The sequence below is a fragment of the Mesorhizobium loti genome (genome assembly GCA_014189435.1).
Classification (GTDB): domain Bacteria; phylum Pseudomonadota; class Alphaproteobacteria; order Rhizobiales; family Rhizobiaceae; genus Mesorhizobium; species Mesorhizobium loti_G.
The window spans coordinates 4743691-4764967 of the sequence record CP050293.1 but is presented as its reverse complement, the minus strand read 5'-3'; the positions used below and the strand labels follow the sequence as shown (position 1 = coordinate 4764967).

General features: G+C 64.4%; 20 protein-coding genes. 14 read left to right on the top strand and 6 right to left on the bottom strand.

From position 1 onward, the window contains the following. Window positions 1-7 precede the first annotated feature (7 nt). The 3 genes from HB777_22955 to HB777_22945 are packed head-to-tail and all read left to right on the top strand — an operon-like array spanning window position 8 to window position 3463. Window positions 8-985, top strand: coding sequence for an ABC transporter permease (locus tag HB777_22955; protein ID QND66494.1), 978 nt, complete (start codon window positions 8-10; stop codon window positions 983-985). A gap of 4 nt (window positions 986-989) precedes the next feature. Next, complete coding sequence (locus HB777_22950) at window positions 990-1832, top strand: ABC transporter permease (GenBank protein QND66493.1); 843 nt, start codon at window positions 990-992, stop codon at window positions 1830-1832. Beyond that, window positions 1829-3463, top strand: a complete 1635-nt coding sequence (locus HB777_22945) for an ABC transporter ATP-binding protein (GenBank protein ID QND66492.1) — start codon at window positions 1829-1831, stop codon at window positions 3461-3463. The genes HB777_22950 and HB777_22945 overlap by 4 nt, the downstream gene beginning before the upstream one ends. A gap of 20 nt (window positions 3464-3483) precedes the next feature. Here the strand turns inward: HB777_22945 and HB777_22940 are convergent, their stop codons facing one another. Further along, window positions 3484-3648, bottom strand: coding sequence for a hypothetical protein (locus tag HB777_22940; protein QND66491.1), 165 nt, complete (start codon window positions 3646-3648; stop codon window positions 3484-3486). Between HB777_22940 and HB777_22935 the strand changes: the two genes are divergently transcribed. The 9 genes from HB777_22935 (at window position 3647) to HB777_22895 (ending at window position 13017) form a co-directional block, all read left to right on the top strand. Further along, window positions 3647-4699, top strand: a complete 1053-nt coding sequence (locus tag HB777_22935; GenBank protein QND66490.1) for an isopenicillin N synthase family oxygenase — start codon at window positions 3647-3649, stop codon at window positions 4697-4699. The genes HB777_22940 and HB777_22935 overlap by 2 nt on opposite strands. Before the next feature lie 29 nt (window positions 4700-4728). Then, window positions 4729-6054 (top strand): bifunctional O-acetylhomoserine aminocarboxypropyltransferase/cysteine synthase, encoded by a 1326-nt coding sequence (locus HB777_22930; protein QND66489.1) that lies wholly within the window; start codon window positions 4729-4731, stop codon window positions 6052-6054. A gap of 77 nt (window positions 6055-6131) precedes the next feature. Next, a complete protein-coding gene (locus tag HB777_22925; GenBank protein ID QND68875.1) occupies window positions 6132-7148 on the top strand; it encodes an ABC transporter substrate-binding protein in 1017 nt (338 codons plus the stop codon). Between the two features lie 11 nt (window positions 7149-7159). Further along, window positions 7160-8161 (top strand): ABC transporter permease subunit, encoded by a 1002-nt coding sequence (locus HB777_22920; protein ID QND66488.1) that lies wholly within the window; start codon window positions 7160-7162, stop codon window positions 8159-8161. Beyond that, window positions 8155-8946: an ABC transporter ATP-binding protein gene (locus HB777_22915; protein ID QND66487.1), complete on the top strand. Its 792-nt coding sequence runs from the start codon at window positions 8155-8157 to the stop codon at window positions 8944-8946. Before HB777_22920 ends, HB777_22915 begins: the two co-directional genes overlap by 7 nt. Beyond that, the gene (locus HB777_22910; GenBank protein ID QND66486.1) at window positions 8943-9275 is read left to right on the top strand and encodes a hypothetical protein; all 333 of its coding nucleotides are present in this window, start codon (window positions 8943-8945) and stop codon (window positions 9273-9275) included. The genes HB777_22915 and HB777_22910 overlap by 4 nt, the downstream gene beginning before the upstream one ends. Before the next feature lie 2 nt (window positions 9276-9277). Beyond that, window positions 9278-10297 (top strand): isopenicillin N synthase family oxygenase, encoded by a 1020-nt coding sequence (locus tag HB777_22905; protein ID QND66485.1) that lies wholly within the window; start codon window positions 9278-9280, stop codon window positions 10295-10297. A 352-nt stretch (window positions 10298-10649) separates the two neighbouring features. Next, window positions 10650-11972, top strand: coding sequence for an LLM class flavin-dependent oxidoreductase (locus tag HB777_22900; protein ID QND66484.1), 1323 nt, complete (start codon window positions 10650-10652; stop codon window positions 11970-11972). A 25-nt stretch (window positions 11973-11997) separates the two neighbouring features. Beyond that, window positions 11998-13017 carry an NADP-dependent oxidoreductase gene (locus HB777_22895; GenBank protein QND66483.1) on the top strand — a complete coding sequence of 340 codons (1020 nt, stop codon included), beginning with the start codon at window positions 11998-12000 and terminating at the stop codon, window positions 13015-13017. A 65-nt stretch (window positions 13018-13082) separates the two neighbouring features. On the opposite strand, the gene HB777_22890 is transcribed toward HB777_22895, so the two are convergent. The 5 genes from HB777_22890 to HB777_22870 are packed head-to-tail and all read right to left on the bottom strand — an operon-like array spanning window position 13083 to window position 18082. Beyond that, entirely contained in the window at window positions 13083-14399 is a 1317-nt protein-coding gene (locus HB777_22890) for an aspartate aminotransferase family protein (protein ID QND66482.1), read from the bottom strand. After that, the gene (locus HB777_22885; GenBank protein ID QND66481.1) at window positions 14396-15181 is read right to left on the bottom strand and encodes an N-formylglutamate amidohydrolase; all 786 of its coding nucleotides are present in this window, start codon (window positions 15179-15181) and stop codon (window positions 14396-14398) included. Before HB777_22885 ends, HB777_22890 begins: the two co-directional genes overlap by 4 nt. Beyond that, complete coding sequence (locus HB777_22880; protein QND66480.1) at window positions 15181-16503, bottom strand: glutamine synthetase; 1323 nt, start codon at window positions 16501-16503, stop codon at window positions 15181-15183. The genes HB777_22885 and HB777_22880 overlap by 1 nt, the downstream gene beginning before the upstream one ends. After that, on the bottom strand, window positions 16500-17147 hold the full coding sequence (locus HB777_22875; protein QND66479.1) for a cysteine hydrolase: 648 nt from the start codon (window positions 17145-17147) through the stop codon (window positions 16500-16502). The genes HB777_22880 and HB777_22875 overlap by 4 nt, the downstream gene beginning before the upstream one ends. After that, window positions 17144-18082, bottom strand: a complete 939-nt coding sequence (locus HB777_22870; protein ID QND66478.1) for a MurR/RpiR family transcriptional regulator — start codon at window positions 18080-18082, stop codon at window positions 17144-17146. Before HB777_22870 ends, HB777_22875 begins: the two co-directional genes overlap by 4 nt. A gap of 145 nt (window positions 18083-18227) precedes the next feature. Here HB777_22870 and HB777_22865 point away from each other — a divergent pair, with 145 nt between their 5' ends. Both HB777_22865 and HB777_22860 read left to right on the top strand, forming a co-directional pair. After that, window positions 18228-19394: an FAD-binding oxidoreductase gene (locus tag HB777_22865; GenBank protein ID QND66477.1), complete on the top strand. Its 1167-nt coding sequence runs from the start codon at window positions 18228-18230 to the stop codon at window positions 19392-19394. Beyond that, window positions 19394-21250 carry a branched-chain amino acid ABC transporter ATP-binding protein/permease gene (locus HB777_22860; protein QND66476.1) on the top strand — a complete coding sequence of 619 codons (1857 nt, stop codon included), beginning with the start codon at window positions 19394-19396 and terminating at the stop codon, window positions 21248-21250. The genes HB777_22865 and HB777_22860 overlap by 1 nt, the downstream gene beginning before the upstream one ends. Window positions 21251-21277 lie beyond the last annotated feature (27 nt).

Below are 21277 nucleotides of genomic sequence, written 5' to 3'. Positions count from 1 at the left end.
GGTGAGGATGGATCGTCTTGGTTTCCTGACGGGACGGGCTGCCCGCGCGGTTCTCATTCTGTTTGGCGTTATCGTCCTCAACTTCGTGCTGCTTCGGCTGGCACCCGGCGATGCGGCATCGGTCCTGGCCGGAGACCAGGGCGCGGCCGACCCGGCCTTTGTCGCGGAACTGCGCCATGACCTCGGGCTCGATCGCTCTGTTCCCGAGCAGTTGTGGATCTACACCAAATCGCTGGCGCGTCTCGACTTCGGCCAATCCTACCGGGACCAGCGCCCTGTCATCGACATCATCGCGGAACGGCTGCCGGCGACACTGCTGCTGACAGTGACGGCATTCGGCTTTGCGCTGGCGGCCGGCATTACGCTTGGGTCGATCGCCGCCCGGCACGCCGGCACTCTGCTCGACACTGTGCTCACCGGCATTTCGGTGATGTTCTTTGCCATGCCGCTGTTCTGGACCGGCCTGATGGCGATCCTGCTGTTCTCGGTCTGGCTCAACTGGCTGCCATCCTACGGCATGCAGACGGTGGGCGAGGGCGGTTCGGATCTCTCGCTTGTCGGGGATGTGGCCGTCCACCTCATTCTTCCGGCCCTGACGCTCGGCCTGTTCTATATGGCCATCTACATGCGCGTGACGCGCGCCTCGGTGCTCGACGTGCTTGATCGCGATTTCGTCCGCACCGCCAGGGCCAAGGGCCTGAGACCGGGTCTGATCTGGCGCCAGCATGTTCTGAGGAACGCGCTGCTGCCGATCATCACCTTCGCCTCCTTGCAGGCCGGGCAGCTGATCGGCGGTTCGATCCTGATAGAGACGGTCTTCGCCTGGCCGGGCGTCGGGCGTCTCGCCTTCGATGCCCTCATGCAGCGGGACTACAACCTCCTGCTGGCGATCTTCTTCATCACGTCGGCAATCGTCGTCGTGATCAACCTGGTCGCGGATTTTCTCTACGTCGCCGCCGACCCGCGCATAGAACTGGGGGCTTGAGGCCATGGCGTTGCTGCGAAGCTCGTTCCTTAAGCATCCGGGCGCCGTTGCCGGCGCGCTGATCCTGATTGCGATCCTGCTGATGGCGATCTTCGCCGGCATTCTCTTTCCAGGCGATCCCTGGCGCATGGTCGCCCGTCCGAACCTGCCGCCCTTCAGTCCGGGTCATCTGTTCGGTACCGATATGCTCGGCCGCGATCTTGCGGCCGGCATCGCCCACGGGGCACAGGTCACGCTGCTGATCGCTCTGGCGGTGACGCTGCTCGCCGTGGCCTTCGGCACGGCGATAGGCGCTGTCGCCGGCTATTTCGGCGGCTGGGTCGACGACCTCGCCATGCGGTTCACCGAGTTCTTCCAGACCATCCCGAGCTTCCTGCTGACGGTCGTCATCGTTGCGATCATCGCGCCTTCGTTGGCCTCGATCATCCTGGCCATCGCAATCGTCAGCTGGCCGCAGATCGCGCGGTTGGTCCGTGCCGAGGTGCTGAGCCTCGTCAACCAGGACTTCGTGCGCGCTGCACGGGTCGGCGGGCTGTCGACCGCCCGGATCATCTGGGGGCACATCCTTCCCAATGTGCTGTCGCCGGTGATCGTCGCCGCTTCGCTGATGACGGCAACCGTCATCCTGATCGAGTCCGGCATCAGTTTCCTGGGTCTGGGCAACCGCGAGTTCGTCTCCTGGGGCTATCTGCTCGGCACCGGCAGGACCGCCTTTCGTGTCAACTGGTGGCTGTCGACCATTCCGGGCCTGGCGATCTTCCTCACCGTGCTGTCCCTGAACCTTGTCGGCGACGGCTTGAATCATTGGCTCAACCCTCGAAACAGCAATCGCGGCGGGCGCGCATGAGTGCCCTGGTCGAGATCGACGGTCTCTCCATCGCCTTGCCGGTCGATGCCGATCGGGCGTTGGCCGTCGAGGGCGTATCGTTGCGCATCGACCGTGGCGAAGTGCTCTGCCTGGTCGGCGAATCCGGGTCCGGCAAATCCGTACTGGCCGCGGCCATTGCCGGCCTGTTGCCTGCAAAGCAGCTTCGGGTCACGGCCGGTGCGATCCGTTTCGACGGTCGCGACATCGCCGGGATCAGCGAGGCGTCGTTTCGCCTGCTGCGCGGCAAGCGCATAGGCTTCATTTTCCAGGAACCGATGAGTGCGCTCAACCCGGTGCTGACCATCGGCCGCCAGATCGAGGAAGCGCTCGCCGCGCATGATGGTGGTGACCGCAAGGCGCGCGCGGCGCGCGTGCTGGAGCTGGCGCGGGCAACCAGGCTTCCGGATCCCGAGACGATCATCCACCGCTACCCGCACCAACTCTCGGGCGGACAGCGGCAACGGGTGATGATCGCGATGGCGATCGCCAACGATCCGGATCTGCTGATCGCCGATGAGCCGACCACCGCGCTCGACGTCACGACCCAGGTGGAAATCCTGCGGCTGATCCTTGAAATCCGCGAAAGGCTCGGTCTCGCGATCCTGTTCATCACCCATGATTTCGGCGTGGTCGCCGACATCGCCGACCGTGTCGTGGTGATGAAGGAGGGGCGGGTGGTTGAGGCCGGCAGGGCAGACGATGTTCTCGAAGCACCGTCGCAGCCTTACACACGCCGCCTGATCGAAGCCGTTCCGGTTCTGCATGCCGGTACCGTCAAGAGACAAGACGCAGGGGATCCGTTTCTCGTCGTCCGCGGGCTGACCAAGACCTATCGCGATCGCCGCGCGCCTTGGCGGCGGCAGGCATCCGTCACCAGGGCGCTCGACGGCGTCGATCTGACGATCGGGCGCGGCGAGACGGTTGCCCTTGTCGGTGAATCCGGCTCAGGCAAGACGACGCTCGGCCAATGCGTCGTCGGGCTGGCCGACTGGGATGAAGGCAGCCTGAATTTCGACGGACGCGATCTCGCCGGCACGACAAGGGAACGCTCTTTGCGCCCGCGTATCCAGATGGTGTTTCAGGATCCTTTCGCCTCCCTCAATCCCCGCCACCGCGTCCGCCGTATCCTCACGGAAGCCGCTATCATCAACGGCCTCTCACACGAGGCGGCCGAAGAACGCATGTCCCGTCTTCTTGTCCGCGTCGGGCTCGACCCCGGTACGGCCAATCGATTTCCGCATGCTTTTTCGGGCGGCCAAAGGCAGCGCATCGGCCTGGCGCGCGCGCTCATGCTCGAGCCCGATCTGCTCGTCGCCGACGAACCGGTCTCGGCCCTCGATGTCTCGATACAGGCGCAGATTCTCGACCTTCTGGCGGAAATCAAACGTGACCTCGGCCTGTCGATGCTGTTCATCACCCACGACCTGCGCGTTGCCTCGGCGATCGCCGACCGCATCGTCGTCATGCAGCGCGGCAAGATCGTCGAGGACGGACCCGCCGAGCAGGTTTTGACGCGCCCCCGATCCGACTATGCGCGTGCGCTGCTGGCGGCGGTCCCAGGCCTGGCCTGGGAGCGCGGCCGCGAGCGGATCCGGGCGGCTGCAGAGTAGAGATCAACACGTGATACCGGTCACAAATCAAAATCTACTAATTTTGTAGAATTAACAAAAACGCGCTGCCTGTCCTGCACAGGCGATACTGGAATTTCCTCACCCGCCGCCGAAAGGGATGACGTTTTCTTTGTTTCCATCGCCTGCGGTGCGACGCTTCGATCACCAAACGTGAGGATCGACATGAGCAATTCTGCAGACAAGAGAACGATTCCGGTATTGGATTTTTCTCGCTACGAAGCCGATCCGGTGTCTCGCAAAGAATTCAGCGAGGGATTGCGGCGGGCTGCACGCGATGTTGGCTTCTTTTACCTGACGGGACATGGCATTGCGCAGTCGCTGATCGACGATGTGCTTGGCGCGTCACGACGTTTCTTTGCCTTGCCGGACAGGGACAAGCTCCAGATCGAGATGGTCAACTCGCCGCATTTCCGCGGCTACAACCGGGTTGGCCAGGAACTGACGAAAGGCCAGAGGGACTGGCGCGAGCAGGTCGATGTCGGCTCGGAGGCGCCGGCGCTGCCACGCGATGCCGGACTGCCGGCCTGGACGCGCCTGCAGGGGCCGAACCAATGGCCAGGCGCCTTGCCCGAGTTGAAGCCGCTTCTGCTGGAGTGGCAGGATCGCCTCACCGATCTTTCGACGCGCCTGCTGAAGGCCTTTGCCATTGTCCTGGAGCAGGATGAGGACGCCTTCGAAACCATCTATGCCGGGACGCCAAACCACCTTATCAAGATCATTCGTTACCCCGGTCGCGACTCGACCGAAAGCGAGCAGGGCGTCGGCGCCCACAAGGACAGCGGCTTCCTGACGCTTCTGCTGCAGGAAAAGCAGAAGGGGCTACAGGTCGAAGCCGCCGACGGTGGCTGGATCGACGCCGAGCCGCGCGCCGGCACTTTTGTCGTCAACATCGGCGAACTCCTGGAAATGGCGACCGACGGCTATCTGAAGGCCACCGTGCACCGGGTCGTGACGCCGCCGGCCGGCACCGACCGGCTGTCAATCGCCTTCTTCCTCGGCGCTCCGTTCGATGCCGAGATACCGCTCCTGGATCTGGCGCCGCACCTCAAGACACAGGCGAACGGGGTCACCCGCGATCCCACGAATCCTCTCTATCGAAACTCCGGGCAGAACGCGCTGAAGAGCCGGCTGCGCTCGCATCCCGACGTCGCGCGGCGCCATCACGCCGATCTGCTGGCCGCCCAGGCGCGCACAGACGCCGTACCCGTCGCTTGACCGCCGCAACCATCAGGAAGGAACGACACATGACCCTGGAAAATCTTTCTCCCGAGACCCTTGCCCTTCACGGCGGCTCCTGGCGCGCCGATCCCACCAGCGGTGCCGTTGCCGTGCCCATCTACCAGACCACGTCCTATCAATTCCAGGACACCGATCATGCCGATCGCCTGTTTGCGCTCGATGAGATCGGCCATATCTACACGCGTGTGTCGAACCCGACGCAGGATGCGCTGGAGACCCGCATCGCGGCGCTGGAAGGAGGCGCTGCCGCCCTTCTTCTGTCCTCCGGCCAGGCGGCCTCGGCCTATTCGGTGCTGAACCTTGCCGGCGCCGGCGACAACATCGTCTCCGCCACCGATCTCTATGGCGGCACCTGGGCCTTGTTTGCCGCCACCCTGAAGCATTTGGGCGTGCAGGTGCGGTTCGTCGATCCGTCCGATCCTGAGAATTTCCGCCGTGCCACCGATGCGCGGACACGCGCCTACTACGCGGAATCGCTGCCCAATCCGAAGCTGCATGTCTTCCCGATCAAGGAAGTCGGCGACATCGGCCGGTCGCTCGGCGTGCCGTTGATCATCGACAACACCGCCGCACCGCTGATCATCAGGCCGTTCGACCATGGCGCGGCGGTCGTGGTCTATTCGGCGACGAAATACATTGGCGGCCACGGCACCTCGATTGGCGGCATCGTCATCGATGGCGGCAACTTCCCATGGGAAGATCATGCCGAACGTTTCCCGACGCTGAACCAGCCCGATCCAAGCTATCACGGCAAGGTTTGGGTCGAGGCGGCCAAACCGCTTGGACCTGTGGCCTATGTGCTGCGCATCCGCACCGTGCTGCTGCGCGACGTCGGTGCCGCGATCAGCCCGTTCAATGCTTTTCAACTGCTGCAGGGCCTGGAGACGCTGCCCTTGCGCATCCGCCAGCACAATGAGAACGCCATCAAGGTGGCGGAGTTTCTGCGCGGTCATCCGAAGGTCAGCAACGTCATCTTCCCGCGCTACCAGGGCGGCGAGAGCAAGCGCCGGGCCGATGCCTATTTCCGCCAGGGCAGTTACGGCGCGCTGGTCGGGTTCGAACTCAAGGATGGTCGCGAGGCGGGGCGTTCCTTCATCAATGGGCTGAAGCTGCTCTATCACGTCGCCAACATCGGCGACGCGCGTTCGCTGGCTATCCATCCGTCGACCACGACCCACTCGCAGCTTTCGCCGGAAGAGCAACTCGCGACTGGCGTAACGCCCGGTTATGTCAGGCTCTCCGTCGGCATAGAGCATCCCGACGACATCATCCGCGATCTCGAACAGGCGCTCGATCAGGTCGCCGGCGATCGCGAATTGAAGGCCGCCTGAGGCATTTTTCTGGCGAACAAATCACTAGCTCCACATCGATCCGATCACAGGAGGGGACATTGACTTCCAGCAGGAAAATCACGGCAACATCGAAAATCTCGCGGCGCGGTGTTCTGCGCGCCGCCGGCGCGCTTGGTGTTGGCGCCGCGGCTGTAGGCCTGCTCGCCAGGCCGACCAGCTACGCCATTGCCGGCAATGCGACCAAGGTGCGGTTGTCGTGGACCGAGTTCGCGGCTTGCCATTCGCCGATCGCCTTCGCCCTGTCGAAGGGCATCTATGCCAAGCATGATCTCGACATCGAGCTCTACTATCAAGGTGCCAGCGGCCAGACGCTGATCCAGTCGATCGCCACCAACAAGACGGATGCCGGCGCCGGCTTGCTCTATGACTGGGTCAAGCCGCTGGAGCAGGGGCTGGACGTCAAGCTCTTCGTCGGCTCGCATGGCGGCTGTACAAGGCTGCTGGCGTCCAAGGCCTCCGGCGTCACCACGCTCGAAGGACTGAAGGGCAAGACCATCGTCTCCTACGATGTCGCCAGCCCACCCAAACACTCCTTCCAGGTCGCGCTGGCCAAGGCCGGCCTCGATCCCGAAAATGATGTGAACTGGCTCAACGTGCCGTTCGATCTGGTCGGCGAAACGGTTGGCAAGGGCCAGGCCGACGCGCTGGCGCATCTCGATCCGTGGGCCTATTCCCACAAGAAGAAGTTCGACCTTGTCGAGGTTGCCAACACGCAAACCGGCTCGTTCGAGGGCGCGGTCTGCTGTGTGCTTGGCGTCAATTCGGCCTTCCTGGACGCCAACAAGGATGCCATCCGGAGGCTGGCCGAAGCCGACATCGAGATCCACGAATATGCAGCGGCGCATCCAGACGAGGTGGCCAAGTGGTTCGTCGACAATCTCAACCCGGGCTTCCCCTTTGAAGATATCCGCGACGAGATTGCCTCATGGGTGCTGCACAACCATCCGGTCGGCAAGGATCTTCAGGACCAGGTGAAGCACGCCGCCGCTGATCTCGCCTTGATCAAGGTCCTCGATCCCACCACCGACCCGGCGGAACTCGCACAGCGGGTGACGGTCGACATTCTGGCCTGACGGTCACAGTGATGAGCGCAGCGGTCGACAAGGACGCAGGCGAAAAGGGTGTTTCTTCCGCTTTTGCCGGGCCCGTGTGGAAGCACGGGCTCTATGCCGCCTCGGCTTGGCTGCTCGCTGCCATTGTCACGGTTGCCTTTCCCGATGTCGTGCCGTGGGGCAGCCGCGATGTCTTCGTCGCCCTGCTGGTCGCTGGAGCGGTGGTCCTTGCCGGTCTCGCGTTCAGCGTTGAAAAGCTTGGTGGATTTGGCCGCGGGGTGATCCACTACGGCCCCTGGCTGATCGCGCTCGGCCTCTGGTTCGCGCTCTGGGAGCTGATCACGGCCAAGCTCGGCTGGATGCCGAAACCTTTCTTCTCGCCACCGCACGGCCTCTTGCATGTCTATATCGTCGACTGGCAGCGCATCCTCATCTGCATCGCCTACACGGCGCGGCTGTGGACGATCGGGTTCTTCAGCGGCATCATCGTCGGCTTCATCGGCGGCGTTGCGCTAGGCTGGTCCAAAACCTTCGCCTATTGGGGCATGCCGGTGCTGAAACTGATCGGGCCGGTGCCGGCGAGCGCCTGGATCCCGGCAACCTTCTTCCTGTTCCCGACGACGTTCCAGGCCAGCCTGTTCCTTGTCGCGGTTGCATCCGGCATACCGGTCGCGATCCTGACCGCGTCGGGCGTCAACTCGGTCAACCGTTCCTTCTACGACGTGGCACGCACGCTCGGCGCCAGCAGCCGCTATCTGGTTCTGCGCGTGGCGATACCGGCTGCCTTGCCGCATGTCTTCGTCGGCCTGTTCATGGGGCTGTATTATTCCTTTGCCGTGCTGGTGGTCGCCGAAATGCTCGGCGCTAAATACGGCCTCGGCTGGTATCTGCAGTTCCAGACCGCCTATTCGGCCTATGCCAACGTCTATGCCATGCTGATCATCATGGCGTTGCTCTGTTCGGGTCTCGTCAAGCTGCTGTTTGTCGTGCGCGACCGGCTGCTCGGTTGGCAGAAGGGGGTCGTGCAGTGGTAGCCTCTGCCGCCGTTCACGCAGCATCCGATAACTCTGCCGGTCTGGCTGTCGACTTCCAGGGCGTCTCGCATCAATACGATCTGGATGGGCAGCCCTTGCCGGTGCTGCGCCAGATCGACCTGGCCGTGGCGCCGGGCGAGTTCGTGGCGCTGCTCGGCCCGTCCGGCTGCGGCAAGTCGACCTTGCTGCGGCTGGCCGCAGGGCTGGAAAGGCCGACCAGCGGCGGCGTTCTGGCGGATGGCACAATCGTCGCCAGGCCGGATCCTTCGCGCGTTCTGGTGTTTCAGGATCCGACCCTGTTTCCGTGGCGGACCGTTCGCGACAATGTCGCCATCGGGCCGGAAGCGCGCGGCGTTCTGGCCGGCAGCGAGAAGCGGATCGATGATGCGCTTCGCCTGGTCAAGCTCGAAGCCTTCGCCTCCGCCTTTCCGCATCAGCTCTCCGGCGGCATGGCGCAACGTGCCGCACTGGCGCGTGCCCTGGTCAACGACCCGCGCCTGCTGTTGCTCGATGAGCCGCTGGGACGGCTGGACTCGCTCACCCGGCTGACCATGCAGGAGGAGCTTTTGGCGCTCTGGCGGCAGGCCGGATACACGGTCATTCTGGTCACCCACGACGTCGAAGAGGCGCTGCTGTTGTCCGAACGCGTCATCGTGCTGACCGAGCGCCCGGCGCGCATCAAGGCAGAGGTTTCGGTCGATCTGCCCTATCCTCGGCGGCGCGACGACCCTCGCATCGTCGCCCAGCGCCAGCATATCCTCGAAATTCTCGGGTTCTCGGCATGACCGAAAACGCATCGGCTAGGAAGTCGTCTTCGCTGCGCTGGCTGGAAGCGGCGGGGATTGCCCTGACGCTAGTCGCCCTCGTCTGGTGGGCGATCGTCTATGCGCAAGTCATGTCGAACACCGGCTTTCCGATCGAGCGCACCCTGCCGTGCCTGCTGCAGACATCCGATCGCTGCTCGCTCGCCATGTCGCTGTGCAAGACCTGGCATTTCCTCGGCATCAGGCGCTATTCGCCCGAACTGCTGTGGACGGGAGCGGTCGTTTCCAGTTTCGCGCTTCTGTGGGGGAGCGTCATGCAAAATCCAAGGCAGAGAAAAGAAGGAACCTGACCATGCCCAGAATTGTGCCGGTGCTTGATCTGAGTCGTCTCGAACAAGGTGCGTCCGAATATCGTACCTTTCTCCTGGACCTGCGCACGGCGGCCCGGGATGTCGGCTTCTTCTACCTCAGCGGCCACGGAATTTCGGCCTCGGAGATCGACGACGTGCTCGATGCCTCGCGCCGGTTCTTCGCGCTGCCGGAGGCCGACAAGCTGGCGATCGAAATGGTGAAATCCTCGCAGTTTCGCGGCTACACCCGCGCCGGCGGCGAACTGACCAAGGGCGCGGCCGATTGGCGTGAGCAACTCGACATCGGCGTCGAGCGCCAGCCCATCGCGCAGGGACCTGGAATTGCACCGTGGACACGGCTGCAAGGGCCGAACCAGTGGCCGTCTGCACTGCCTGAACTCAAGCCGGCGCTGCTGGCATGGCAGACCAAGGCGACAGCGGTGGCGATCCGGCTGCTGAAGGCCTTCGCGCTGTCGCTCGATCAACCCGAGGATGCCTTCGACGCGATCTACCGCGACTCGCCCAACCATCGCATGAAGATCGTGCGTTATCCCGGCCGTGACGCGACCGAAGGCGACCAGGGCGTCGGCGCGCACAAGGATGGCGGTTTCCTGACCCTGCTGCTGCAGGACGACAACAAGGGGCTGCAGGTCGAATATGACGGAAGCTGGGTGAATGTGGATCCGCTGCCTGGAACGCTGGTCGTCAACATCGGCGAGCTGCTCGAACTGGCGTCGAATGGATATCTCCGCGCCACCGTGCACCGCGTCGTGACGCCGCCTGCCGGCGTCGAGCGGATCTCCGTTCCTTTCTTCTTCAGCGCCCGGCTCGATGCGACCATTCCGCTTCTCGGCCTTTCCGAGGAACTGGCGGCGCAGGCGCGCGGGCCGGCAAGCGATCCCGACAACCCGTTGTTCCGCGATGTCGGCACCAATGTGCTCAAAAGCCGGCTGCGTTCCCATCCCGACGTGGCACGCCGCCACTATGCCGATCTTCTCGAGACCGGAACCGCGGGCTCGTAAGGATTCGACAAAATGGCGCACGAATTTTTGCCGTTTTGTGTATTTTTTGGAATGTCATTCGTCGCCAAGGCTTCGAAATAAGCTCAAACAGGTAAAATCGTTCGGCGGTTTCCTCCCATTCCGCTGGACGGTGTTCCCCTCTGAAGGTTTTGACCTTCTTTTTGGCCGGGCCGCATTCGAGCCCGGCCATTTTTTTCCCGCGGGCCCGGGGGGGCTCGGGCGAAAAACTGAAATTCTGCAAAAGCCCGGCGCGGCGGAACAGAATACCTTCCCGAGTTGGGCGGACCGTCCGATCTTAAGTCAGGCTTCGAGCGCTGGTGCTCGACGGTATCGATCGGTCGGAACGACTTTCATGACACGGAAACAATTGCGTCTCGGCGCCTTCATGCGTCCCGTCAGCCTGCACACCGGCGCCTGGCGCTACCCGGGCGCTTATCCTGATGCCAATTTCAACTTCGCGCATCTGAAGCGCTTCGCCCAGACCCTGGAGGCGGCGAAGTTCGACGCCTTCTTCATGGCCGACCATCTGGCCGTTCTCAACATGCCGATCGAGGCGCTGCGGCGCAGCCATACGGTCACGTCGTTCGAGCCGTTCACGCTTTTGTCGGCGCTGGCCGCCGTCACCGACCATATCGGTCTGGTCGCAACCGCATCGACCACCTTCGATGCGCCCTATCATATTGCCCGCCGCTTCGCCTCGCTGGACCATATCAGCGGCGGGCGCGCCGGCTGGAACATCGTCACCACGTCCAATCCGGATGCGGCGCTCAACTTCGGCCTCGACGAGCATGTCGAACATGACGAGCGCTACCGGCGGGCGCGGGAATTCTACGATGTGGTCACCGGCCTGTGGGACAGCTTCGCCGACGATGCCTTCATCCGTGATGCCGAAAGCGGGCTCTATTTCGATCCGGCCAGGCTGCATGTGCTCGACCACAAGGGTGAGCATCTCTCGGTGCGCGGCCCGCTCAACATCGCGCGGCCGGTGCAGGGCTGGCCGGTCATCGTCCAGGCCGGCGCCTCGGAGGCAGGACGCCAGCTGGCGGCCGAAACAGCGGAGGTCATTTTCGCCGCCCATGCCGATCTCGCCTCGGGGCAGCGTTTCTTCGCCGACGTCAAAGGCCGTGCGGAAAGACTCGGCCGGTCGCGCGACGACATCAAGATCCTGCCGGGTGCCTTTGTCGTGGTCGGCGACAGCGTCGAGGACGCGCAGGCCAAACGGGCGAAGCTCGACAGCCTCGTCTATTATGAGAGCGGCATTGCCTCGCTGTCGATCACGATCGGGCATGACGCATCCGGTTTTGACCCGGATGCGCCCTTGCCGGAAATCCCCGAGACCAATGCGAGCAAGAGCAGCCGCGAGCGCGTCATCGAACTGGCGCGCCAGGAAAACCTGACGGTCAGGCAACTCGCGCAAAGGCTGGGCGGCTATTCCGGCCTTGCCTTTGTCGGCACGCCTGAAACAATCGCCGACGAGATGGAGGAATGGCTGGTCGGCGAGGGTTCCGACGGGTTCAACATCATGTTTCCCCACCTGCCTGCCGGGCTCGATGATTTTGCCGAGAAGGTCGTGCCCGAACTGCAGCGGCGAGGGATCTTCAGGCGGCAATATGAGGGATCGACGCTGCGCGAGAATCTCGGCCTGAAGCGGCCGCCCAACCGGTTTTTCGAGTAGAACATCCTGCCCAGAGAGGTCTCCAATGCCGATCCAGACCAACACCCGAATCGTGCTCGCGGCGCGACCGCAAGGCCGGCCGAAGCCAGGCGACTTCCGCATCGAGACCGCTGAAATTGTCCAGCCGGGGGAGGGCGAACTGCTGCTGCAGATCCTTTACCTGTCGCTCGATCCCTATATGCGCGGGCGCATGAACGCCACGAAATCCTATGCCAAGCCGGTCGATGTCGACGGCGTGATGGAAGGCGGCACCGTCGCGCGTGTCGTCAAATCCCGCCATGCCAACTTCGCCGAGGGCGACATCGTCCTGTCCCATTCGGGATGGCAGAGTTTTGCACTGTCCGACGGTGTCGGGCTGCGCAAGCTGGACCCTGCGGCCGCACCCGTCACGACGGCGCTTGGCGTGCTCGGGATGCCGGGCTTCACAGCCTATGCCGGCCTGCTCACCATCGGACAGCCGAAGCCTGGCGAGACGGTCGTGGTGGCGGCGGCCAGCGGCGCGGTCGGGTCGGCTGTCGGCCAGATCGCGCGCATCAAGGGGGCGCGTGCCGTCGGCATCGCCGGCGGTGCCGAAAAATGCGCCTTCGTGCGAGACGAACTCGGCTTCGACGCGGTCGTCGATCACCGTGCCGATGACTTTGCCGAGCAGTTGAAGGCAGCCTGCCCTGATGGCATCGACATCTATTTCGAGAATGTCGGCGGTCCCATCTGGGACGCGGTGTTTCCCCTGCTGAACGAGTTTGCGCGTGTGCCGGTCTGCGGGCTGATCGCGCAATACAACGCCATGGCTGATGCCGGCATCGACCGGCTGCCGACATTGATGCAGCAAGTGCTGCACCGCAGCCTGACGATCAGGGGTTTCATCCAGCGTGAATTTGTCGACCAGCGGCCGGCCTTCTATCGTGAGATGGCCGACTGGATCGCGTCCGGCCGCGTCCGCTACAGGGAAGATATCGTGGATGGCATCGAGAATGCGCCACAGGCCTTCCTGGGCCTTCTCGATGGCAAGAATTTCGGCAAGCTCATCGTGCGCGTCGCAGGATAATTGTCGCGCACCGAATCGAGGGCTGCCGAGACAATTTCTGTCACAGCCCGTAGACGCGCCTTTGTTCACCACATCATGAAGGAGGCGACGTCTGCGTCCGAGACCTTGCCGGCATTCACATCAGCGATTGCCTGGTCGACGATCGCCACACCCTCGGCCACCTCGTCCTGCGTCAGCGTCAGCGGCGGCATGAATTCCAGCACATTCGCCTTCAGCCCGACATAGGTGAAGGCCGCGCCCAGTTCGTAGCCGCGGTAGATGATCTTGGCCGTGGTCGTGGCTGGAACGGGCTCGCGCGTCGCGCGGTTCTTGACCAGGTCGACGCCGATGGCAAGGCCGCGCCCGCGCACGTCACCGATGATCTCGTGCCTGGCGGCGAGTGCCCGCAGTGCATCGGAAAACAGCGTACCGATCCGCGCCGAGCGCTCGACCAGGCCTTCCGTCTCGATGGTCTTCAGCACCGCGTTGCCGGCCGATGTCGCCACCGGGTTGCCTGCGGTCGTCTGCAGCGCGAAGGCCGGTGCATGGTCCATGATTTCCTTTGGTCCGATCACGGCTGACAGCGGCAGGCCGCCGCCGATGCCTTTGCCGAAGACGACGAGGTCCGGCGTCAATCTTTCGTGCTGAAAGCAGTGCATCAGACCACTGCGGGCGAGCCCGACCTTGACCTCATCGACGACAATCTTGATGCCGTGCTTGCGGCAACGCTCCTGCAGCGCCTTGAGGAAGCCGGGTGGCGGCACGATAAGTCCGCCATCCGACATCAGCGGCTCGATGAACACCGCCGCGACCTGATGCGGCGGGCATGTGGTCTCGAACTGGTAGTCGAGCAGGGCCAGCACATCCTTGGCGCTGAAGTTCGGCCGGTAAGGATCGGGGTAGGGCAGCAGAAGCACACCCGGCCGCGGCAGTGTGTGGGTCATGGCGGTATGGCCGCTGATGCCCATCGAGCCCGAGAGGTTGCCGTGATAGGAACCGATGAACGAGATGAAGCGCGAGCGGCCCGTGGCCGCCTGCAGCACGCGCACCGCGCAGTCATTGGCATCCGACCCGGAATGGCCGAACCAGACGCGCCGTTCGCCTTCTCCCGGAGTGATCGCCAGCAACCGCTCTGCCAGCGATACGGCGGGCTCGTTCGGGTAGAGCAGCAGGCTGGCGCCTGCCATGTTGCGGATCGACGTCTCGACCGCCTCGACGACAGCCGGATGGCCGTAGCCGAGCACCGCCGGACCGGCCGATCCCGACAGGTCGAGCAAGGAGCGGCCGCCTTCCTCGATCAGCCGGTTGCCCCGACCGCCGATGACGCTGAGCGGCGAGAAACGCAGCTTGCCGATCTGGGCGATCGTCGCCGCGTCACGCTCGCGCAGGCTGAGATTGCTCACGGGATTGTCTCCGCCTGCTGAGCGGGCAGTGCCGCCGCCAGGCGGTTCGCCCATTCCTCGATGCCGGACCGTGTCGACAACAAATCCTGCCGAATCTCGACGAGGACGGCGGGGATGCCGCGATCGTCGCCATGGATAGGCACGGCGTAGTCGGCATCGCGGCTGATCACATAGGGCACGTTGGCCGCGACATTGAGCGCCGCATCAGTGCGCAGGCCCGAAAGGATCGCTTCGGCGAGATCGCTGGCTTGGCTATGCAGCACGCCGGCATGCCAGGGCCTGCTGACACCGAGGAAGACCGGCGTGAAGGAATGGATCGTCACGATCCGCGTCTGCCGGCCTGCTTGCGCCCGGCGGTCGAGATACGCGGCCACCCGGTCATGAAACGGCGAAAACATGGTCTCCGCGCGCCGCGTCCGCTCCGCCGCATCGATGCCGACATTGCCGGGAATGTCGGTGTCTTCCGACAGAACCGGAATGCTGCCTTGGCTATGAAGCGGCCGGTTGAGGTCGATCAGCAGCCGCGAATAACCGCTGAGGAAGGCCGGAGCATCGAGCTTCGACGACAGCAGGCGGGTCACCTCGGCGGCGCCGATATCCCAGGCGATGTGGCGCTGCAGATGGCTGTCATCGAGGCCGAGCTGTCGATACTCGGCCGGCATGTGGTTGGACGCATGCTCGCACAACAGCACGATATCGGAATGGCCGCGCTCGTTGAGGACCTCAACGGCGTCGGGCCAATCTTTTTGAGCGGGCAGTTCCTTTTCAGTCTGTGCAGTCATCAATAGAGCGTCCGGTAAAGATCGCAGATGGAGGCCGGATCGAGACCGGCAAGGCGCTCCGCTTCGTGTCGCTTGAGGCCGACGAAGGTTTCGATGAAGACAGGCGCGAACCATCCCGTCACGGTGCTGTCGGCCACAAGCGCGTCCAGCGCCGCCGGCAGGGTTTCGGGCAGGCGCACGAGACCGAGCTTTGCCCGCTCCGCCTCGCTCATCAGCGTCGGGTCGCCGGTGACCAGCGGCGGCGAAGGCAGATCCGCCTTCAGTCCCTCCAGCCCGGCGCGGATGATTGCCGCCAGCGACAGATAGGGATTGCCGGTGGCATCGGCGGCCCTGTACTCGATGTTGTACTGCCGCGCCGGATCGCGTCCGCCGATCGTCACCGTCGGGCAGATGCGAAGCGAAGCCTCGCGGTCGCGGTCGGCGAGCCAGGTGTAGGACGAACTCCAGCTGTGCGGCTTCAGCCGGTAGTAGGACGACACGCTTGACGCCGTCATGGCGGTCATCCCTGGCAGATGACGCAGCACACCGGCGCAGAAGGCGCCGGCTTTGGCGGAAAGTCCGCCGGGTTGCGCCGGATCGTAAGTCGCCGGCTTGCCGGCCTCGTCAACGAAGCTGAAATGGATGTGAACGCCGTTGCCGACGGCGTTTGGCGCCGTCTTGGGCGCGAAGCTCGCACGCCAGCCGGCATTGCGCGCCAATTCGCGTGTGATTTCGCGGATGGCGACGGCGCGGTCGGCCGCCGTCAGCGCGTCCGCCGGCTCATGCGTCACCTCGAACTGCTCGTCGCCGAATTCGGCGATGACCACTTCGGGCGCGACACCTGCCTCCTCCAGCGCCGCCATCAGATTGGGCGCAAACGGGTCGGCGCGGCGCAGTGCGGCGAAAGACATCGAATGCGCCGGCGCGAAGCCGCCGTCGGCGACATGGAATTCATGCTCGAAGGCGGCGATGACCGACAGGCCGGTCGCCTCCTTCAGTTCGGCCAGCGCATTTTTCAGCATCGTGCGCGTGCAGCCGAGCCACGGGTTGCCGTCGAGCTCGACGATGTCGCCGGCGACCATGTCGAACGGCGTCGGCGATCCGGTGCGTGTCGTGCGAAAGCGCGCCTTGAGATCGGGGATCAGCCGCAGGTCGCCCGACGAGCCCCAGGGGTTGGGATCGACGATCGAGTTGAACGGCGTCAGCGACAGATTGGCCTGCAGCCAGCCGACGCCGGTCGTGACGGTTTTCTGCAACTTGCTTTCGGCAACGAAGCGACCTCGCGTAACGGCGGAGAGATCCGTGGTGACGACGGCAACCAAAGGCTCGACGGTCGATGTCATGCCGTTTTTTCCAAAGCGTTGAAGCGGGCAACGACCGTGTCGGTGTCGGTGACCCAGCAGTAGCCGCCAAAGGCCTTGAGCGCGATATCGTGGCGCTCCTGCGTGATGGTGGCGCAGGCATCCGCTACGCAGGTGACGAGGTAGCCTCGGTCGGCGCCGTCGCGCACCGTCATGTCGACGCATTGATCGGTCAGCACGCCGACCACGACGAGATAGCGAATGCCAAGGTTCTTCAGGAGGTAGTCGACATTGGTCGAGTTGAAGATTCCTGACGACGTCTTCGGCAGCATGATCTCGTCGCCGACCGGCGCCAGCGACGCCACCGGCAGGCCCTCGGGGAGGCTGGGCGCAACATGGATCGGCGTCAGCTTGTGGTCGAGCGAGCGGTCGCGGCCGTCTTCGGTCAGGCTCTGGATGATCGTGTGCAGAACCTCGACGCCGTTGGCCCGCGCGGCGGCCAGCAGGCGCTCCTGGTTGGGGATCGTCTGCGACGATGTCTGCCGGTAGAAATAGTGATCCGGGCCACGCTCCGGATGCGACGGATCGGCGCCCGGCTCCAGCCAGATGCGCTGCATATCGACGAGCAGCAGCGCCGTTTCACCGGCACGGAAGGCTTCGTTTCGTCTGGGTAGGGTCTGGGTCATGCTTTGTCGTCCTGCTTTGCTGATTTGGGTCCCGGCGTCTTACGTGGTCCGGGTGTATGGCCCGCGCCGTTCTCTTGCGGGTCGCTGTCGAGCGTCACGGCATTGGCATGCCGCACCTTCTCAAGCCGCTCAATGCGAGCACGAGCGTCGTCGTCCAGCGTCGAGACGATATGAGCGGTGAGGGCCTCCATCTGGGCGATCGCCGGCGCCAGCGTATCGTAGGGCGAGGCCACTTCGAGCGGGCTGACGATGGTGACTTCGGCGAGATCTGATATCGGCGACAGCCACTGGTCGGTGAACAGGACGATGCGCACATCGAGCGCCGCCGCCTGTTTTGCATAGGCCATCACATCGAGCTGGTAGCGGCGGTAGTCGAAGACGACGAGCACGTCGCGGCGGTCGAGGTCGGCCAGCGTGTCGAAGGTCTGTGGCGAGAGCACACCGAGATCGCGAACCCTGGGGCGAAACTGCACGAGATATCCGGCAAGCATGCCGGCGATGTGGCGGCTGAACCGGCCGCCAACCAGCACGACCTCGCCCTTGGCCTCCATCAGCAGACGGGCCGCCCGCTCGTATGTCTGGACGGGTGTCGCGGCGGTGGCTTTCTGCAAGGCCGTGGTGACGCTATCGAGATAGGCCAGCACAGCGCTGTCGTTGGAACCGCTCTGCCGCTTGGCCTCCATCATCAGCAGCGGCGAATGCAGCCTTGCCTCGACCTCGGCCAGAAGCTTTGCCTGGAAATCCGGAAACCCTTCATAGCCGAGCTTCATCACCAGCCGCACCACGGTTGGATCGCTGACGCCGGCGCGCCGCGCCAGCGACGAAGCGGTGCCGAGGCCGGAGGTCGGATAGTCCGTCAACAGCAGCCGGACGATCTTCTCCTCCGACGGTGTCAGCGTGAGATCCCCGCGCATCAGAACATCGCGTATCGCCATGGGCCTCCCCGAAATCCGCGTTCTCTTGTTTTGTCGAGTTTATTACAGAGATTTAAATCTCGGTCAACAATGAAGAGATGTTGACATTGCGCGATCGCTGGCCCTACCTTGTCGGAAAGCAGCCAAGAGACTGTGGGGAACAGCCATGCGAAACGGAAGCGACGTCATCGTCGTCGGTGCGGGTATTGTCGGATCGAGCGCCGCCTATCATCTGGCCGAGGCCGGTGTGAAGGTCACGCTGGTCGAGCAGACCCATCCCGCCGGCGGCCCGTCGGGCAAATCGTCGGCGCTGCTGCACGCCTTCTACCTGATGCCGGAACTGTCGCAGCTTTCCATCCGCGGCCGCGAGATACTGGTGTCGCTGCCGGAGGTCGCGGGCGAAGGCTCCTTCGTCACCGAGGTCGGCATGATGTGGGTCTGCGGCAACGACAACAAGGCGAGCTGGACGGCGGCAGCCGAACGCATCCGCGGCGAGGGCGCGCACATCGAGACATTGTCGCCACAAGCCTTTGCCGACGCCGCGCCCGGCTTTGCGCTGGACAATGTCGCGCTGGCGCTGTGGGAGCCGGAATATGGCTATGCCGATGCCTTCGGCGCCACCAATGCCATCGCCCGTGCCGCTCGCGCCAGCGGTGCGAAGATCATGCAGAACACGTTGGTCGAGAGCCTTCAGCGGCAGGGCGACCGCATCACCGGCGTCACCTTGACCGATGGAACGGTGCTGGAGGCCGATACGGTCGTCCTGGCCGCCGGGCCGTGGACGCGCCGGCTGCTGGCGACGGTTGGCCTCGATCTGCCGCTGCATGTCGAGCGCCATCCGATGGCCGTGCTCGACGCCGCCGGCAAGGCTAGGCAGGTCATGCCTTTCGCCTGGTGCGACGACATTTCCTGCAACTATGCGCGGCCCGACAATGACGGCGTCATCCTGGCCGGCACCTGGGCCGGCGGCGGCACCGGCCTGCGCCATGAACATGCGGGCCGGCCGCGCTTCGTCGAAAATCCCGACACCTATATGGAAGGTGTCGAGGAATCAGAATCGGTCGAGATCCTGGAGACCTTCGCCACCCGTGTGCCGGCCATGGCCGAGCTTGGCATCCGGCCCGGCTATGCCGGGCTCTACGACATGAGCCCCGACGATCTGCCTGTCATCGGCGCCATGCCTGCTGTCGAAGGGCTGGTCGTTTCGGCCGGATCCTCCGGCCACGGTTTCAAGACCGGGCCAGCCGTCGGCGAGGCGGTGGCCAGGCTGGTCACCGAGGGCGCGCAGCCGATCCTGGCGCCGTTCTCGCCCAATCGCTTCAAGGCCGCGTGATGGTGTCGGTGACGATGAGCGAGAGCAAGCCCAGCGGCTTCATGCCGGCCGCGTTTCGCAACGCCACCGCCGATGCCTTGTGCATGGTGGCGGTGCTGCTGCTGGTGGCGCTTGCCGCCTTCATCTTCGGCGGCGCCGCCATGCAACGCGTCGTCACCTATGCCGCGATCATGCTGACGGCGGTGCTTGGCCTGCAAATCTTCTCCGGCAACAGCGGCATCGTCTCGTTCGGCCAAGCGGCCTTTGTCGGCCTCGGCGCCTACGCCACCGGCATCCTCACCATGCCGACCGCACTGCAGCGAACGGCGCTGCGCGACCTGCCGGAATTCCTCGCCGGGCATCAACTCTCCTTCTTCGCGGCGCTGGTCGTGGTCCTGGTCCTGGCTGTCATCATCGGCCTGTTGACCGGCACGCCGCTGCTCAGGCTGTCCGGGTCGAGTGCCTCGATCGCCACGCTGGCCATGCTGATCATCGTCTACACGCTGCTGGTCGCCGGGCGCGAGATCACCCGCGGCAGCCAGCCCTTCTACGGCGTGCCTCGCGAGGTCGGGCTGTGGACGGCCGCGGTCGTCGCTTCGGCGGCGCTGGTGGCGGCGAGGTTGTTTCGCGAAACCTCCTTCGGCCTTGCCACACGCGCCGCCGCCAATGACGAGCGCGGTGCGGCCGCCGTCGGCGTCGACCAGCGCACGGCGCGTCTGGCCGCCTGGGTGGCGGGTGTCGTTGCCGCCATGGCCGCCGGTGCCTTGATGGCGCAATTCCTTGGTGCGTTTTCGCCGCGCGATTTCTATTTCGACCTCGGCTTCACCATGCTCGCCATGCTGATCGTCGGCGGAATGACCTCGTCGCTCGGCGCTTTCGCCGGCGTCATCGTCACCATCGTTTTGATCGAAGTGGTGCGCCGCTTCGAAGGCGGCGGCGAAGTGCTCGGCCTGCATCTGCCTGTGCTGTTCGGCCTGACCCAGGGCGTGCTGGCCATCGCCATGATCCTGGTCATCTGGCGACGCCCGACCGGCCTGTTCGGCGAACGTGAACTGAACCTTCTGCGCCGGCCCGGACGTCAGGCCGTGACGGCTTCGGCGTCACCTCCGCAGCATGTCGAAAGTGGCCGGCTCACCGCCGACCATCTGTCGCGCCGCTATGCCGGCGTCATTGCTGTCGACGACGTCAGCCTGAGTTTCGAAACGGACAGCATCACCGGCATCATCGGCCCCAATGGCGCCGGCAAGACGACGCTGCTCAACATGCTGGCCGGTGATATCAAGCCAAGTGCCGGTACCGTGTCGGTCGGCGGCGCGGTGCGGCAGGCTTCGGCCTTCCGCTTTGCCCGCTCTGGCGTTGCCCGCACCTTCCAGAACATCCGCGTCTTCCCGCACATGACGGTGCTGGAGAATGTCGTCGTCGCCGCACGCCAGGTGGAGCCGGATCTTGGCCATGCCGAGGCGGCGGCAATGGGCGAGCTCGCGCGCATGGGGCTGGAGAGATTTGCCGATCAGCCGGCCGCCAGGCTTGCCTATGGCCAGCGCCGCCGGCTGGAAGTGGCACGCGCTCTGGCGTTGAAGCCGCGCTTTCTGCTGCTCGACGAGCCGGCCGCCGGCATGAACGCCGTCGAGACCGCCGAACTGGTCTCGATCCTGTCGACGGTTCGCGCCGAGCGTCGCATCGGCGTGGTGCTGATCGAACACGACATGCGGCTGGTGATGAATTTGTGCGAGCGCATCGTCGTCATCGATCATGGCCGCGTCATCGCCGACGGCACGCCCGCAGACGTCCAGAAGAACCCCGCCGTCATCGCCGCCTATCTCGGCAGCCGCACGGCGCGCGCCAAGACCGCAACGCCTGAAAACCAGACCGCATGACCCGCAACGACAGCCAACCATAAGAAA